The organism is Shinella sp. SUS2, assembly GCF_001262505.1.
In the GTDB taxonomy this organism is placed as follows: Bacteria; Pseudomonadota; Alphaproteobacteria; order Rhizobiales; family Rhizobiaceae; genus Shinella.
In genome coordinates this window covers 459888-475295 of the sequence record NZ_KQ410732.1, presented here as the reverse complement: position 1 = coordinate 475295, position 15408 = coordinate 459888, and the positions used below count along the sequence as shown (strand labels likewise).

Below are 15408 nucleotides of genomic sequence, written 5' to 3'. Positions count from 1 at the left end.
GGAAAGGTGTATTCGATCGCCATGCAAACCAGCCCTCTCGCAGATCAGATCGTCCAGGCCTTCGACACGATGTCGGAGCAACTTCAGGCCGCCGCGCAATATGTGCTGAACCAGCCGCACGAGGTTGCGTTGCTCTCCATGCGCGAACAGGCAAGGCAGGCGGGCGTGCAACCCGCCACCATGACGCGGCTTGCCAAACATCTCGGCCTCGCCGGCTATGAGGATATCCGCCAGCGCCATGCGGATGCCATGCGCGGCGACGTCACGGGCTTTGCCGGCCGCGTCGGCGCACAGGCGAAAAACCAGAAGCTCAAGGGTGACCAGGTATTGGCGGCCGACATGCTGGGCGGCATCGCCGCGCAAGTCAGCCAGCTCTCGCAGCCGCAATCGCTGGAAATGCTGGTGGAGGCCGCCCGCCTGCTCGGCACAGCGCGACGCATCTACTGCCTTGGCCTGCGCTCAAGTCATTCGCCGGCCTGGCATCTGCACTACATCCTGTCGCTCGCGGGAAAACATTCGATCATGCTGGATGCCGTCGGCGGCATCGGCGCCGATGCGCTCGGCAGCGCGAGCGCCGAGGACGTGATGGTCGCTGTCAGCGTTCTGCCCTATACGCGCCAGACGATCGAAATCGCCGACTACGCCGGCGAGGCGAGCGTGCCGCTGATCGCCATCACCGACAGCCTCGTCGCCCCTCTCGCCCAGCTAGCCGCCTGCACGCTGGTGGTGCCGACCGAAAGCCCCTCGTTCCTGCACACGATGTCGCCTGCCTTCGTCGTCGCCGAAGTGCTCGGCGCGTTGGTCGCCGGCCAGGCCGGGGATGCGGCAGGATCCGCGCTTGCTGCCGTCGACCGGCAGTCGGCGGCCCTCAACATCCATCTCAAGACAAGGGTGAAGCGTCCGTGACCCGCCTCCTGCATCGCACCATCCATTCCCGCATGCCGGTCGCCGTGGGCGGCAGGGGCATCGAACTGTTCGACGCCGAGGGCAAGGCCTATATCGACGCCTCGGGCGGCGCCGCCGTCTCCTGCCTCGGCCACGCCCATCCCGCTGTCCTTTCCGCGCTGCACGAACAGCTTGACCGGCTCGCCTATGCCCATACGGGCTTCTTCACCTCCGAGGCCGCCGAGGCGCTGGCGGAGTTGCTGATCGCTGATGCGCCGGCAGGCTTGAGCCACGCCTATCTCGTCAGCGGTGGCTCGGAAGCGGTCGAGGCGGCACTGAAGATGGCGCGGCAGTACTTCGTTGAGAAGGGCGAACCGCAGCGCCGTCACATCATTGCACGCCGGCAGAGCTATCACGGCAACACGCTCGGGGCGCTCGCGGCGGGCGGCAACGAGTGGCGGCGGGCGCAGTTCAAGCCGCTGCTCGTCGAAACCCACCATATCGACCCGTGTTACGCCTACCGCCTGCAGGAAACGGGCGAGAGCGACGAGGCCTATGCGGCCCGCGCCGCCCGGCAGCTTGAGGACAAGATCCTGGAACTGGGCGCAGACGAAGTCATCGCCTTCGTCGCCGAAACGGTCGTCGGCGCCACGGCCGGCGCGGTCCCGCCCGTCGCCGACTATCTGAAGCGCATCCGCACCATCTGCGACCGTTACGGCGTGCTGCTGATCCTCGACGAGGTGATGTGCGGCATGGGGCGCACCGGCACGTTGCACGCCTGCGAGCAGGATGGTGTCGCGCCCGACCTGATGACCATCGCCAAGGGGCTTGGCGGCGGCTACCAGCCGGTCGGCGCCGTCCTGCTTTCGGAAAAGATCTTCGAGGCCTTCGCCAGCGGCTCTGGCTTCTTCCAGCACGGCCATACCTATATGGGCCATCCGATGGCCGCTGCCGCCGGGCTTGCCGTCCAGCAGGTCATCCGGCGTGAAAATCTCCTTGCCAATGTCGTCGCGATGGGCGCCGAACTGGAAAGCCAGCTCGTCGAGCGCCTCGGCAACCACCACCATGTCGGCGACATCCGCGGGCGCGGTCTTTTCCGCGGGGTGGAACTGGTGGCGGATCGCGTCAACAAGCGACCCTTCGACCCGAAATTGAAGCTCAACGGCCTGATCAAGAAGGAAGCCATGGCGCGCGGCCTGATGGTCTACCCGATGGGCGGCACGATCGACGGCCGGCAGGGCGACCATGTCCTGATCGCCCCGCCCTTCATCGTCGAGCGCGCGGACATCGCGCGCATCGTCGAAAGGCTGGGCGACGCAATCGACGCCGCTATCGGCGCATTTCCAAACGCATAACCAAGCAAAAGGGGAACAACCATGAAACTGCGTACCATTCTCTTTGCCGCCTTCGCATCGGCCCTTGCCTTTGGCCAGGGCGTGCATGCCGAAGACCTGGTGGTCGCCACCGACACCGCCTTCCTGCCCTTCGAGTTCAAGGAAGGCGACAAATATGTCGGCTTCGACATCGACATGTGGGATGCCATCGCCAAGGAGATCGGCGTTACCTACACGCTGCAGCCGATGGACTTCAACGGCATCATTCCCGCTCTCCAGACCAAGCAGGTGGACGTGGCGCTTGCCGGCATCACCATCAAGGACGAGCGCAAGAAGGCGATCGATTTTTCCGACGGCTACTACGACAGCGGCTTCCTGTTGATGGTGCCGGCGGACAGCACGGTCCAGAGCGCCGAGGACCTGAAGGGCAAGATCCTTGCCACCAAGACCGGCACGTCGGCAACGGACTATGCCAAGGAGCACTTCAAGGAAACGGAGCTGCGCCAGTTCCCGAACATCGACAACGCCTATCTGGAACTCCAGACCGGCCGCGTCGATGCCGCCATGCACGACACGCCGAACGTGCTCTACTACGTCAAGACCGCCGGCGGCGGCAAGGTGAAGGCCGTCGGCGAGCAGATGATGGCCCACCAATACGGCATCGGCTTTCCGAAGGGCAGTGAGCTCGTCGTCAAGGTGAACGCCGCGCTCGCCAACATGAAGAAGGACGGACGCTACACCGAGATCTACAAGAAGTGGTTCGGCACCGAACCGAAACTCTGATGTCTCGGCGTTCGGCAAGTTTCGGCGGGCAAACCGCCCCGCCCACTTGCTGAACCTGCTCTCGCCGGGCGCGTCGGCATGCCGGCGCACCCTCCTCACGCTGGGGAGCCCTTCATGGAATTCGACTGGTCCGTCATCGGCGAGGCCATGCCCGCCCTGTTGAGCGGCGCACGCCTCACCATCCTCATCACCCTCGCCGGCCTTGTGGGCGGCCTTGTCGTCGGCTTCGTCGCTGGTCTGATGCGCGCCTATGGCAACGCATTGCTGAACGCCATCGCCTTTACTTACATCGAGCTCATCCGCGGCACGCCGATCGTCGTGCAGGTGATGTTCATCTATTTCGCGCTGCCGGTTCTCGCCGATATCCGCGTCAACCCGATGACTGCCGCCGTCACGGCGATCGTCGTCAATGCGGGCGCCTATATCGCGGAGATCGTGCGCGGCTCCTTCCTGTCCGTGCACAGGGGCCTGAAGGAGGCCGGTCTAGCGCTCGGCCTGCCGTTGTGGAAGGTGCTGGTCTACATCATCGGCCCCGTCGCCTTCCGGCGCATGATCCCGCCGCTCGGTAACCAGTTCATCGTCAGCCTCAAGGACACCTCGCTGTTCATCGTCATCGGTGTCGGCGAACTCACCCGTCAGGGCCAGGAGATCATGGCTGCCAATTTTCGCGCGGTCGAAATCTGGAGCGCGGTGGCGATCCTCTACCTGCTGATGACCGGAACCCTGACGCTGATCCTGCGCGTCACCGAAAAGAGGATGCGGATCCTGTGAGCATCGTGGAATTTCGAAACGTCACGAAGACCTTCGGCCCCGTCGCGGTGCTGCGCGAGGTCGACCTCAACATCGACAAGGGCGAGGTGGTCGTGCTGATCGGCCCGTCCGGCTCGGGAAAGTCGACGCTGCTGCGCTGCATCAACGCGCTGGAGGAAATCAATGGCGGCGATCTCGCCGTCGACAACATCAGCGTCAAGGCCGGCCGCTCGCAGGTGCGCCTCATTCGCCAGGAGGCCGGCATGGTCTTCCAGCAGTTCAACCTCTTCCCGCAGATGACGGCGCTGGAGAACGTCGCCTTCGGCCCCCGCCGCGTGCGCGGCGCCAGCCGCGCCGAGGCCGAGGAACAGGCGCGGGCGCTGCTCGCCAAAGTCGGTCTCGCCGAGCGCGGCCACCACTACCCGGCCGAGCTTTCGGGCGGACAGCAGCAGCGCGTGGCGATTGCCCGGGCGCTGGCCGTCAAGCCGAAGCTGATGCTGTTCGACGAACCGACCTCCGCCCTCGACCCGGAACTGCGCCACGAGGTGCTGCGCGTCATGCAAGCGCTGGCCGAGGAGGGCATGACGATGATCGTCGTCACGCACGAAATGGCCTTCGCCCGGCAGGTCGGCACGCGGCTGATCTTCATGGAGGACGGCAAGATTTCCGTCGACGGCAAGCCGGCCGACCTGCTCGCCAATCCTGAAAATCCACGCCTGCGGGAGTTTTTGCAGCATGTCCACTGACACCAGGCTGGGTTTCATCGAGATTGCCGGCAGGCCGCGGGAGATCGGCCTCCAGCTCGGTCGTTTCGGTCGAGACATCGTCCATCGGCATCTGGTGCACGGCCATGCCTGGGCTTCGGTCCTCGCCTTTCGCGCGGATCCGCGCGTTGCCGCGATGCGCCGGATGGTGGAGGCCCGCTTCCCGACCTGTTGGGCGGAACTCCAGGGCCTCGCCCTCGGCCTCGATCTTCCCTTCGACGACGTCTTCCTGTGGAATTGCCGCGGCGACCTCTGGGCCTTCGCGCCAGATGGCTGCACGACCGTGCAGATACCCGGCGCCGAACCGCTGCTCGCCCATAACGAGGACGGCGATCCCGGCTTTCGCGGGTATTGCGCGCTCGCCCATATCCGCCCCGAGGGCGGCACGGCCTTCACCAGTTTCGTCTATCCGGCCTCGATCCCCGGCCACACCTTTGCGGTGACGGCGGCGGGCCTCGTTCAGACCGTCAACAACATCCGCTCGCGCGGTGTCGGCACGGGCCTCCCGCGCATGGTGCTCGGGCGCGCCCTGCTGGACTGCCCGTCGATAGATGCGGCCATCCATCTGCTGAAGACCTCGGAACGGGCCGGTGCCTTTCACATGACGCTCGGGCAAAGGGGCGATCCGCGGCTCGTCAGCGTGGAATTCACCCATGGGCAATGCTCCGCCATCACGCTTGACCGCCCGCAATGCCATTCCAATCATCTGGTTCATGCCCGTATGGCTGGCGAGCGGCAGGTGATCACCGGCTCGTCCGGGGCGCGGCAGCAGCGCGGAGACCGTCTTGTCGCCGAAGGTGGCGAAACCCTGCGGGATCCGCGTACCATCCTGTGGGACAAGGCCGTATCGCCGCTGCCCATCTATCGCGCACAGCCGGACGACCCGGACCACGAGAACACGCTGGCAACCGCAGTGTTCCACGTCGGCACGAACAGCATCCGCTGGCAGGTCTATGATCGCCCGGAAGATACGCCGCGTTTTGTGATGGACGGAGACCTGAAGCCTGTTTCCTGATCTCCATCATGAACGGGGCGGCGGAGACGGCCGCCCCGGCCGCGTCAGCCGAACGTGTAAGCGGCAATCGATTCCGGCTTCATCTCGATCGAAAAGCCCGGCAGCGTGGGCGGCATGTAGGCAGCATTCTCGATATGGCAGGGATCGATGAAATGCTCGTGCAGATGGTCGACATATTCGATCACGCGACCATCCTTGGTGCCTGAAACGGCGATATAGTCGATCATCGAGAGATGCTGGACATATTCGCAGAGGCCGACGCCACCGGCATGCGGCCAGACCGGCAGACCATATTTTGCCGCCATCAGCAGAACCGCGAGCACCTCGTTAAGCCCGCCCATGCGGCAGCTGTCGATCTGCACGATGTCGATCGCGCCGCCGGCGATCATCTGTTTGAAGATGATGCGGTTCTGGCACATTTCGCCCGTCGCCACCTTGACCGGATGAACGGCCTCACGGATCGCCTTGTGGCCGGCAACATCGTCCGGGCTCGTCGGCTCCTCGATGAAGAAGGGTTTGTACGGCTTCAGCTCCGACACCCAGTCGATCGCCTGCCCCACCTCCCAGATCTGGTTGGCGTCGATCATCATGGTGCGCTCGTCGCCGATCACCTCCCGGGCGATGCGCAGGCGCCGCTTGTCGTCCTCCAGATCGCGGCCGACCTTCATCTTGATATGGGTGAACCCCTGATCGACGGCCTCCTGGCAGAGGCGGCGCAGCTTTTCGTCGTCATAGCCGAGCCAGCCGGCCGAGGTGGTGTAGCAGGGGTAACCCTCGCTCTCCAGCGTCGCGATGCGGTCGGCCTTGCCCGCTTCTGCCCTCTTCAGGATGGCAAGCGCCTCCTCCGGCGTCAGCGCATCCGTCAGATAGCGGAAGTCGACGATGGAGAGGATCTCCTCCGGGCTCATCTCGGCGACAAGCCGCCAGACGGGCTTGCCCGCCTGTTTGGCCAGGAGGTCCCACACGGCGTTCACCACAGCGCCGGTTGCCAGATGCATCGCGCCCTTGTCCGGGCCGATCCAGCGGAGCTGGCTGTCGCTGGTCACATGGCGCCAGAAACGGCCGGGATTTTCGCGCACCCAGGCGAGATCGAGACCGATCACCAGATGTTTCATCGCCTCGATCGCCATGCAGCAGATGTCGTTGCCGCGGCCGATGGTAAAGGTGAGGCCGTGGCCTTCGAGGCCGGGCGTATCCGTGCCGAGCACCACATAGGCGGCGGAGTAATCCGGGTCAGGGTTCATCGCGTCCGAGCCGTCGAGGCTCTGCGAGGTGGGGAAGCGCAGGTCGATGGAGCGAAGGCTGGTGATCTTGGTCATGGGTGCGGCCCTTGCGATGATAGACGTGTCTCAGATGGTCCAGCCGCCGTCGATGGCGTAGGCCTGTCCGGTCGTATAGGTGGCGCCGGCGAGGTAGACGGCAAGATCGGCGATCTCCTCCGGCGTGCCGATACGACCGATCGGCTGGCGGGCTATGAAGGCCGCGCGTGCCGCCTCGTAGTCGCCCTGCGCGCGCAAACGATCCTGCAGCGAGGGGCTTTCGACCGTGCCGGGGCAGATGCAGTTGCAGCGGATGCCCTGCGCCACGTAGTCGGCCGCAACCGACTTGGTGAGCCCGACGACCGCCGCCTTGGTGATGGTGTAGGCGGCGCGGTTCGGCACGCCCTTCACGCTGGAGGCGACCGACGCCATGTTGATGATCGCGCCGTCCTTCTTCTCCAGCATCGCCGGCAACACGGCGCGGATGGTGCGCACCATGGCGCGCACGTTGAGATCGAAGGCGAAGTCGAGGTCCTTGTCCGGCATGTCGAGGATCGAGCCGGCATGCACGAAGCCGGCGCAGTTGAAGAGCACGTCGAACGGGCCGGTCACTGACACCACCCGGTTCACCGCCTCCTCACTCAGCACATCGAGCACCTGGGTCTCGATACCGGCTTCACCGGCAAGGCTTTTCAACGCTTCGGCATTGATATCGGTCGCGACGACCTTTGCACCTGCACGGGCGAAGGCGATGGCGCTCGCCTGGCCGATACCCTGGCCGGCTGCGGTGATGAGGACACGTTTGTCTTTGATGGAAAGGCTCATGATGGCTCCTTTTGGTGTGTCAGGCGCTCGGCCGGCGCTCGACGACATAGATATGGTCTGCGGCGAGAACGACCTCACCCTTCTGGTTGACGACCTCCGTGCGCTCGATCACACGGCCGAAACCCGCACGCTTCGGATCATCCTCCTTGCCCGAGATCGTCACGCGGGTGTGGATCGTATCCCCGATGAAGACAGGCTTGATAAAGCGCATGCGATCATAACCGTAGGAAAATGCAACGGGATTGGTGATGCTCGCCGTCAGCCCGACGCCGATCGAGAAGACCATCGTGCCATGGGCGATGCGCTGGCCGAAGGGCTGCGTCTTCATGAATTCGGCATCCATGTGATGCGGGAAGAAGTCGCCCGTATGGCCGGCATGCACGACGAAATCGGTCTCGGTGATGGTGCGCCCGCTCGTCTTGCGCCCCTCGCCGATGGCATAGTCCTCGAAATACTTGACCTGTTCCATGTCCCGTTCCTGTCTAGGGCCGTACGGCGAGCGGTGTCGCGGGTGCAGCGCTGGAGGCATAGGCCGCCTCGACGAGCGCCATGGTCATCCACGCATCCTCAACCGAGGAGACCAGCTCCGCATCCTCGCCGGAAACGAAGCGCTGGAGGTTCGCCATGCGGCCGACGAAGGCGTCCGGAAACCACGTCCCTTCCAGCGGCACGGGCACCCAGCCATCGCCGCCCTTCGGATAGATTTCCAGAATGTCCGGCTCGCCGCGCGGATAGTCGAGATTGACGCCAAGCTGGAGATAGGCCGCGCCGTCCGCACCGGAGATGCGGAACTCGCAAGCCTGATGCCGGCGGCCGAACCTGTGGTCGTGGTTGATCGACAGGGCGCAACGGACCCGGTCGCCATAGTCGAGGATCGCCGTTGTGCGGGTCTGCGCCATCCGGTGGCTCGGATGGCCGATCGACTTGGCGTGCACACCCTGCGGATCGCCCAGCACCTGGCGGATGACGTCGAGATAGTGGATCGAGTGCATGGCGATCTCGATGCGCGGCAGGCCTTCGAGAAAGGACCAGAGCTGCCAGGGTGTATCGAGCGCCAGATAGACGTCGAAGTCCACGACCTCGCCGAGCAGACCCTTGGCGATGGCATCCTTCAGCGCCAGTATCATAGGCGCGAAGCGAAGCTGGAAATTGACGGCAGCCTTGAGCTGCTTATCGCGGCAGATTTTTAGAATTTCGGTCGCCGCCGCAAGATCGGCGCCCATCGGCTTCTGAATCAACGCCGCCGCGCCGTCCGGGAGGGCCGCCAGCACCTTCGCATGCGCGGCCGGCGGGGTGGCGAGGTCGAAGACCACGTTCTCGACAGAGGCTGCTTCCTCAACGGTGCGATAGGCCGTGACACTCCATTTCTCCGCCAGCACCTTCGCCTTATCGTGATCGGGATCGTAGAGGCCGGCGATCGGAAGGCTGCCCTTGCGATAGGCGGGGTAGTGCGCGTCGCCGACGATCGAGCCGGCGCCGAAGGTGACGATGGGGCGTGGGTTCGAGGGTAGCGGCCAGGATTGGGCGAGCGTGCGGGGATCAAAAGTCACGGTTCATCCCCTGTCGCGCATGTCCGCCCCTCATCCGGCTACCGCTACCTTCTCCCCGCAAGCGGGGAGAAGGATATGCCGCACCGTTTTCCGCATACGTTTCCGTCATGCGGGGCACGTCCCCTCTCCCCGCTTGCGGGGAGAGGGTTAGTGTGAGGGGCAAGTCCTTGCGCTCAAGCATGAAAGAACACCTCCTCCATGCCAGCCCACCACTCCCCTTCTTTCCGCGTCTCAAGCGGCGCCTGGCAGGGCATGCAGACGGCCCACCATTCCTGCGTCTTCGGGTCCGCCGCCATCTTTGCCATGTCGGCAGAAAAATCCGTGCCGTGATATTCGAAGAAGGAGAAGAGAAGATTCTCGGGCTCCTTCAGGAAGATCGAATAGTTTTGGATGTTACAGGCGGAAATCATCGCCAGCACCTCCGGCCAGACGGCCGCGTGCAGGCGTTTGTATTCTTCGACCGTCTCCGGCTTCACGCCGATCACCATGCCGATGCGCTGCATGTCTCAGGCTCCCTTGCAGATCTCGTGCTGGAATTCAGCAATCGACCGGCTGCGGATCGCATCCCAGTCCCAGTCGATGCCAAGACCCGGCGTCATGGGCGCAAGCGCCATGCCGTTCTCGATCCTAAGGCGCGAGGCGGTAATGTCGTCGAGCTGCGGGATGTATTCAACATATTTGCCGTTCTGCACCGCGCAGGTGAGGCTGACATGCAGCTCCATCAGGAAGTGCGGGCAGACCGGCATGTCGAAGGCTTCCGCCGCATGCGTCACCTTCAGCCAGGGCGTGATGCCGCCGATGCGGCCGGCATCGACCTGCACGATCGAGCAGGCGCCCTTCTGCATGTATTCGCGGAAATGGCGGATGGAATAGAGAGATTCGCCGATGGCGATCGGCGTCGCCGTCGCGCGGTTGAGGCGGACATGGCCGTCGATGTCGTCGGCCGGCAGCGGCTCCTCGATCCAGCCCAGATCGAGGTCGCGCAGGCGCTCGGCACGGCGGATCGCCTCGTCAACGGTAAAACCCTGGTTGGCGTCGGTCATGATCTCGTACCCGTCGCCGACCGCTTTCCTCACCGCCGCAAGGCGGGCAAAATCCTCGGAACCGTGCGACTTGCCGATCTTCACCTTCGAGCCGGTAAAACCCTTCGCCTTGGCGTCCAGCGCATCCTCGACGAGCGCCTCCACCGGGATATGCAGCCAGCCGCCCTCGGTCGTGTAAAGCGGGCAGCGGTCCTTGGCCCCGCCGGCGAGCTTCCAGAGCGGCAGGTTCTGTTTTCGTGCGCGAAGATCCCACAGCGCGGTGTCGACGGCAGCGAGCGCGATCGAGGTTATGGCGCCGATGGTCGTGGCGTGGGTGGCGAATTCCAGTTCGTGCCAGATCGCCTCGATCCGATCGGCATCGCGGCCGAGGATGCGCGGCGCGAGATGATCGGCAAGAAGCCGCATGACGGAGGAGCCGCCGGTGCCGATCGTGTAGCTGTAACCGGTGCCGACCGCACCGTCGGCATCGGTGATGGTGACGAGCGGCGTTTCCTGGCTGACGAAACTCTGGATGGCGTCGGTGCGCTCGACCTTCGGGCGAAGGTCGACCATTTTCAGTTCGATGCGTTCGATCCTGGCCATGTCAGCCCCTGAGCGTGCGGCCGCTGTCGCGGTCGAAGAGATGGGCCTGCGACAGGTCGAAACAAAACGGCAGCGTCTCACCGGGCGCGAGCCGCCGCGGGTTCAGCATGCGGCCGACCCATTCGGCGCCGCCGAACGCGGAAAACACCAGCGTCTCGTTGCCGAGCGGTTCGGTGAGGATGACGCGAAGCTCGTGCCGGTGCACGTCGGCATCCTCGCCGGAATGGATGCCGTGGCCGGCGGGATAGAGATCGTCCGGGCGCAGGCCGAAGGTGACTTTCTGGCCGGCCGTCACGCGCTCCCTGAAACGGACGGGCAGCGGCAGGCGGTCGCCGTTTTCGAAGACGAGCTGGCCGTCCGTCACCTCGGCGTCCTTCAAATTCATCGGCGGCGAGCCGATGAAGCCGGCGACGAATTTCGATTGCGGGCGCTGGAAGACATCCTCGGGGGTGCCGACCTGCTCGATATGGCCGTCGCGCATGATGACGATGCGGTCGGCGAGCGTCATCGCCTCCACCTGGTCGTGCGTGACGTAGATTACCGTCGACTGGACTTTCGCATGCAGCTTCTTGATCTCGACGCGCATCTGCGTGCGCAGTTTCGCGTCAAGGTTCGACAGCGGCTCATCGAACAGAAACACTTCCGGCTGGCGCACGATGGCGCGGCCCATGGCGACGCGCTGACGCTGGCCGCCCGAAAGCTGCGAGGGGCGGCGGTCGAGAAGATGCGTCAGGTCGAGCGTCTTCGCCGCCTCTTCCACCTGCGGGGCGATGTCCTCCGGTTTCTGGCCGGCGATCTTCAGCGAAAAACCCATGTTTTCGCGTACCGTCATGTGCGGATAGAGCGCGTAGGACTGGAAGACCATGGCGAGGTTACGCGAACGCGGCGGCAGGTCGTTGACGATCTTGCCGCCGATCCTGAGATTGCCGCCGGAGATCGGCTCCAGCCCTGCGATCATGCGCAGCGTCGTCGATTTACCGCAGCCGGACGGGCCGACGAGGGCAATGAACTCGCGGTCGGCAACCTCCAAATCGATGCCGTGCACCACTTCAACCGCGCCATAGCGTTTGACCAGCTTTTCGAGGGAAACGGTTGCCATGGACTATCCTTTGACTGCGCCGGAGGTGAGGCCGGACACGAGATGCTTCTGCACGATGAAGGTCAGCACGAGGGCGGGGATGATCATGATCACCGCCAACGCACACATGCCGCGCCAGTCGATGGTGAACTCCGCCGTGTAATCGAGCAGACCGACGGGCAGTGTCTTGGAATTGACGGAACGGGTGAGCTGCGAGGCGAGTGCGAACTCGTTCCAGGAGGTGAGGAAGGCAAAAATGCCGGCCGATGCGATGCCGGGGCCGGCGAGCGGGAACTCCACCTGCCAAAAAGCCTGCCAGCGCGTGCAGCCGTCGATCTGCGCGGCCTCGGCCAGATCTTTCGGCACCTGGCGGAAGAAGCCGTCGATCAACCAGATCGTGAAGGGCACGTTGAGCGCCACATAGGCCATGATCAGCCCGAAATGCGTGTCGATGATGCCGAGCTTCGAATAGACGAAGAACAGCGGCAGCGAGAGCGCGATACCCGGCACGGTGCGCGTCAGCATCAGGCCGAGGAAGATCGAGGATTTCGCCTTGAAGCGGAAGCGCGCGAAGGCGTAGCCGCCGGCCATGCCGATGGCGAGCGCGATCGCCGTCGAGGTAACGGAGATGATCAGCGAATTGCGGAAATAGTCGATGACCGGAATGCCGCCCTGCCCGACGCCGGAAAACATCGCGACATAGGCGTCGAAAGAGAGGTCCTGCGGGATCCAGACAGGCGGCTTCGCCATGATCTCGACCGTCGGGCGGAAGGAGGCGAGCACGATCCAGAGGCCCGGCAGGCAGATGACCGTCATGGCCAGGAACAGGCCGATCTTGTGTGCGGCGGACAGGAGAAGGCCGTTGAGGCGGGCTTTTGCGTTCTCGTTCATCTTGCTTACCACTCCGCCGCAATCTGGGTCCGCGCCGCGGCGAGCTTGCGGAAGAAATAGACGGTGAAGAGGATGGAGAGCAGGATCGCGACATAAGCCATGGCGTTGGCAAGGCCCATGCGGGCATCGGCATAGGCGGTGCGCGAGACCAGCGTCCACAGCAGTTCCGTGCGCTTGGCCGGGCCGCCGTCCGTCATGATCTTCACGATGTCATAGGCGCGCGCGACGTCGAGCGAACGGATGGTCATGGCGATATAGGCGAAGGGCATGATGAAGGGCCAGGTGACGTAGCGAAACGTCTGCCAGGGCGTGCAGCCGTCGACGCGCGCCGCCTCGATCGGCTCCTTCGGCATGGCGAGCAGGCCGGCGAGAATGAGGATGGCGAAGACCGAGGTGGACGACCAGATTTCGGCAATCAGGATCGCGGTGAAGGCGAGCGAACCGTCGATCAGCCACGGGATCGCCTGGTCCGTCAGGCCGAGCGATTGCAGGGCATTGTTCACGAGGCCGATATTGTCGTTGAACATGAACTTGAACTGGAAGCCGACGAGGATCGGCGAGAACATCATGGGGAACATCATGATGGTGCGGAGCAGCCGCTGGCCACTCGTCGCCTTCTCCACCAGCATGGCAAGGCCGAGGCCGAGCAGCATTTCCACGTTGAGCGCGACGGTGAGCAGGAGCACGGTGCGGCCGAACGCCGTCCAGAATTCGAGGTCCGTCAGAATGCGCGCATAGTTGCGCAAGCCGACAAACGTATAGAGCGAGGCGGGCTGCGTCAGCCGGAAGGGCGTGAAGCTCGAATAGAGCGACAGGATGAGCGGGACGATGACGACGGCTGCGAGCACCACGACGGCGGGCAGCAGAAGCAGAAACGGCGCCGGTGGCCTCCAGCCTTTCATATGTGCCTCTTGGATATGCGCTGACCGGCCGTCTTTTCCGGGACGCGGCCGCGTTTCAAGAAGCGGCCGCGCAAGGCGGCCGCCAGTTTGTTTGTTTGCCCCACCCAAAGGCGTAAAGAGCGGATGGTCTAGGGTGCGGATAGGCGTCGCCCCTCATCCGGCTGCCGCCACCTTCTCCCCGCAAGCGGGGAGAAGGGATATGCTGCGCCGGTTTCCCCAACCAGGAACCGTTCGTGGGGCACGTCCCCTCTCCCCGCTTGCGGGGAGAGGGTTAGGGTGAGGGGCAACCACCCTCAGAGCGCGCCGGCATCCTCAAGGATCTGCGTCGCCTTCTCGGCTGCCGCGTCCAGCGCTTCCTTGGAGGTCTTGTCGCCGAGGATGGCGGCTTGCAGCTCCGGATAGACGGCGTTGGAGATCTCGATCCAGGACGGCGTCTGCGGCACGGCGAAGGCGTGTTTGGCCGCTTCCTGGAAGGCGGTCAGGACTTCCTTGCGATACGCGTCGCTTTCTGCCTGCTTGATGTTGTAATCCCAGACGGCCGTGCGCGTCGGCAGCGGGCCGGCCGAGGATTCCAGCTTCTGGCTGTCCTCGTTGGTGAGGAACCAGACGAGCGAGGCGGCGGCGTCCTTGTTGGCGCAGCTTTCCGTGACCGAGAAACCGTGGTGGCCGGACCAGCCGGTGCGCTTGCCGGAGGAACCCGCCGGCTGCACCTTCACGCCGACATTGCCGGCGACTTTCGAGGATTTCGGGTCGTTGAAGAAGCTCGCCCAGCCAGGCCAGTCGAGATTGACGGCGATGGTGCCCGACGCAAAGCCCTGGCCGAGGTCATCCCACAGATAGTTGGTGGTGCCGACCGGCACGGCCTTCGCCTTGTAGAGATTGACGAACCAGTCGAGCGCGCGAACGCCAGCGTCCGAATTGAAGGCCGGCTTGCCGTCCGCGGCAAGATATTCGCCGCCCTCGGCCACCAGCATCTCATAAAAGCGGCCGTTGATCGCCTCTTCCTTGCCGGCATATTGCGTGCCGTAAAAATCCGGCGGATTGGAGAAGAACGTCGCCTGGTCGGCGACCTGCTGCCAGGTGTCCGGCGGGGCGAGATCGTAGCCGTATTTCTCCTTGAACGCCGCCTTCTTCGCGTCGTCCTGATAGAGGCTCTTCTGATAGTAGAGCGCGGAAACGTCGAATTGCGCGCGCGGCAGCATCACCAGCTTACCATCGAGCGTCGAGGACGAAATGTTGGCCGGCACGAAGGCGTCGATCTCCTCCTTCGGCAAAAGCGCCGAAAGATCGGTGTAGATATCAGGATACTGCGGAGCGAAGGACGAGTGGTTCGAGCCGACGCACCAGGTGATGTTGCCGGTCGCGATGTCGGACTTGATCTCCTTGTCCAGCTCGAAATGGTTCTTCTTCGAAAGAACGTTCACCTTCGCGCCGGTCGCCTTCTCCCATTCGGCGATGCGCGCATAGAGCGCTTCATACTGCTGGCCGCCGATGAGCTTCGCATCGACGGTCACGCCTTCGAATTTTCCCGGCAGATCGGCGGCAAGCACAGAGCCAGCCCACGCGCAGATCACGGCACCGGCAGCAACGCCGGTTAGAAATCTTGTCATCTTCTCCTCCCAGTGGCTTTTCGCCAGCCCTTACCGATAAGAGCTTCATTCATATACAAACCAATTATTCACATATCGTCAAGCGGAAATCAGCATCCCGGGATTGTCACGCCTTGTTTCTGCGTATATGAATTTGC

Annotated in this window: 16 protein-coding genes; 6 read left to right on the top strand and 10 right to left on the bottom strand. The window is 63.9% G+C overall.

Annotated features, from left to right (window positions below):
* The first annotated feature begins 21 nt into the window (after nt 1-21).
* From AKG11_RS18330 to AKG11_RS18305, 6 genes are all read left to right on the top strand, one after another.
* Complete coding sequence (locus tag AKG11_RS18330) at nt 22-906, top strand: MurR/RpiR family transcriptional regulator (protein WP_050744992.1); 885 nt, start codon at nt 22-24, stop codon at nt 904-906.
* Nucleotides 903-2240: an aspartate aminotransferase family protein gene (locus AKG11_RS18325; protein ID WP_050744916.1), complete on the top strand. Its 1338-nt coding sequence runs from the start codon at nt 903-905 to the stop codon at nt 2238-2240. Before AKG11_RS18330 ends, AKG11_RS18325 begins: the two co-directional genes overlap by 4 nt.
* Before the next feature lie 21 nt (nt 2241-2261).
* Nucleotides 2262-3002, top strand: coding sequence for a glutamine ABC transporter substrate-binding protein GlnH (gene glnH / locus AKG11_RS18320; protein ID WP_050744915.1), 741 nt, complete (start codon nt 2262-2264; stop codon nt 3000-3002).
* Between the two features lie 114 nt (nt 3003-3116).
* Nucleotides 3117-3773 (top strand): glutamine ABC transporter permease GlnP, encoded by a 657-nt coding sequence (gene glnP, locus AKG11_RS18315; protein ID WP_023515215.1) that lies wholly within the window; start codon nt 3117-3119, stop codon nt 3771-3773.
* Complete coding sequence (gene glnQ / locus AKG11_RS18310; RefSeq protein ID WP_050744914.1) at nt 3770-4498, top strand: glutamine ABC transporter ATP-binding protein GlnQ; 729 nt, start codon at nt 3770-3772, stop codon at nt 4496-4498. Before glnP ends, glnQ begins: the two co-directional genes overlap by 4 nt.
* On the top strand, nt 4488-5531 hold the full coding sequence (locus AKG11_RS18305) for a C45 family autoproteolytic acyltransferase/hydolase (RefSeq protein ID WP_050744913.1): 1044 nt from the start codon (nt 4488-4490) through the stop codon (nt 5529-5531). Before glnQ ends, AKG11_RS18305 begins: the two co-directional genes overlap by 11 nt.
* A gap of 44 nt (nt 5532-5575) precedes the next feature.
* Here the strand turns inward: AKG11_RS18305 and AKG11_RS18300 are convergent, their stop codons facing one another.
* The 10 genes from AKG11_RS18300 to AKG11_RS18255 form a co-directional block, all read right to left on the bottom strand.
* Entirely contained in the window at nt 5576-6850 is a 1275-nt protein-coding gene (locus AKG11_RS18300) for an L-fuconate dehydratase (protein WP_050744912.1), read from the bottom strand.
* A gap of 30 nt (nt 6851-6880) precedes the next feature.
* Entirely contained in the window at nt 6881-7615 is a 735-nt protein-coding gene (locus tag AKG11_RS18295) for an SDR family oxidoreductase (protein ID WP_050744911.1), read from the bottom strand.
* 19 nt (nt 7616-7634) lie between these two features.
* A complete protein-coding gene (locus AKG11_RS18290; protein WP_050744910.1) occupies nt 7635-8084 on the bottom strand; it encodes a MaoC/PaaZ C-terminal domain-containing protein in 450 nt (149 codons plus the stop codon).
* A gap of 13 nt (nt 8085-8097) precedes the next feature.
* Nucleotides 8098-9165: a Gfo/Idh/MocA family protein gene (locus AKG11_RS18285; RefSeq protein ID WP_050744909.1), complete on the bottom strand. Its 1068-nt coding sequence runs from the start codon at nt 9163-9165 to the stop codon at nt 8098-8100.
* A gap of 173 nt (nt 9166-9338) precedes the next feature.
* Nucleotides 9339-9668, bottom strand: a complete 330-nt coding sequence (locus tag AKG11_RS18280; RefSeq protein ID WP_050744908.1) for an L-rhamnose mutarotase — start codon at nt 9666-9668, stop codon at nt 9339-9341.
* 3 nt (nt 9669-9671) lie between these two features.
* Entirely contained in the window at nt 9672-10790 is a 1119-nt protein-coding gene (locus tag AKG11_RS18275) for a mandelate racemase/muconate lactonizing enzyme family protein (protein ID WP_050744907.1), read from the bottom strand.
* A gap of 1 nt (nt 10791) precedes the next feature.
* Nucleotides 10792-11889, bottom strand: coding sequence for an ABC transporter ATP-binding protein (locus AKG11_RS18270; RefSeq protein WP_050744906.1), 1098 nt, complete (start codon nt 11887-11889; stop codon nt 10792-10794).
* 3 nt (nt 11890-11892) lie between these two features.
* A complete protein-coding gene (locus tag AKG11_RS18265) occupies nt 11893-12759 on the bottom strand; it encodes a carbohydrate ABC transporter permease (RefSeq protein WP_050744905.1) in 867 nt (288 codons plus the stop codon).
* A gap of 5 nt (nt 12760-12764) precedes the next feature.
* Nucleotides 12765-13661: a carbohydrate ABC transporter permease gene (locus AKG11_RS18260; RefSeq protein ID WP_050744904.1), complete on the bottom strand. Its 897-nt coding sequence runs from the start codon at nt 13659-13661 to the stop codon at nt 12765-12767.
* 293 nt (nt 13662-13954) lie between these two features.
* The gene (locus AKG11_RS18255) at nt 13955-15271 is read right to left on the bottom strand and encodes a type 2 periplasmic-binding domain-containing protein (protein WP_050744903.1); all 1317 of its coding nucleotides are present in this window, start codon (nt 15269-15271) and stop codon (nt 13955-13957) included.
* Nucleotides 15272-15408: the final 137 nt, after the last annotated feature.

Bases quoted from the DNA above. Each gene is read 5' to 3' on its own strand.
- AKG11_RS18295 (WP_050744911.1), bottom strand. From the start codon at position 7,615: ATGAGCCTTTCCATCAAAGACAAACGTGTCCTCATCACCGCAGCCGGC.
- AKG11_RS18265 (WP_050744905.1), bottom strand. From the start codon at position 12,759: ATGAACGAGAACGCAAAAGCCCGCCTCAACGGCCTTCTCCTGTCCGCC.
- AKG11_RS18275 (WP_050744907.1), bottom strand. From the start codon at position 10,790: ATGGCCAGGATCGAACGCATCGAACTGAAAATGGTCGACCTTCGCCCG.
- AKG11_RS18330 (WP_050744992.1), top strand. From the start codon at position 22: ATGCAAACCAGCCCTCTCGCAGATCAGATCGTCCAGGCCTTCGACACG.
- AKG11_RS18270 (WP_050744906.1), bottom strand. From the start codon at position 11,889: ATGGCAACCGTTTCCCTCGAAAAGCTGGTCAAACGCTATGGCGCGGTT.
- AKG11_RS18305 (WP_050744913.1), top strand. From the start codon at position 4,488: ATGTCCACTGACACCAGGCTGGGTTTCATCGAGATTGCCGGCAGGCCG.
- glnH (WP_050744915.1), top strand. From the start codon at position 2,262: ATGAAACTGCGTACCATTCTCTTTGCCGCCTTCGCATCGGCCCTTGCC.
- AKG11_RS18280 (WP_050744908.1), bottom strand. From the start codon at position 9,668: ATGCAGCGCATCGGCATGGTGATCGGCGTGAAGCCGGAGACGGTCGAA.
- AKG11_RS18290 (WP_050744910.1), bottom strand. From the start codon at position 8,084: ATGGAACAGGTCAAGTATTTCGAGGACTATGCCATCGGCGAGGGGCGC.
- glnP (WP_023515215.1), top strand. From the start codon at position 3,117: ATGGAATTCGACTGGTCCGTCATCGGCGAGGCCATGCCCGCCCTGTTG.
- AKG11_RS18260 (WP_050744904.1), bottom strand. From the start codon at position 13,661: ATGAAAGGCTGGAGGCCACCGGCGCCGTTTCTGCTTCTGCTGCCCGCC.
- AKG11_RS18255 (WP_050744903.1), bottom strand. From the start codon at position 15,271: ATGACAAGATTTCTAACCGGCGTTGCTGCCGGTGCCGTGATCTGCGCG.
- AKG11_RS18300 (WP_050744912.1), bottom strand. From the start codon at position 6,850: ATGACCAAGATCACCAGCCTTCGCTCCATCGACCTGCGCTTCCCCACC.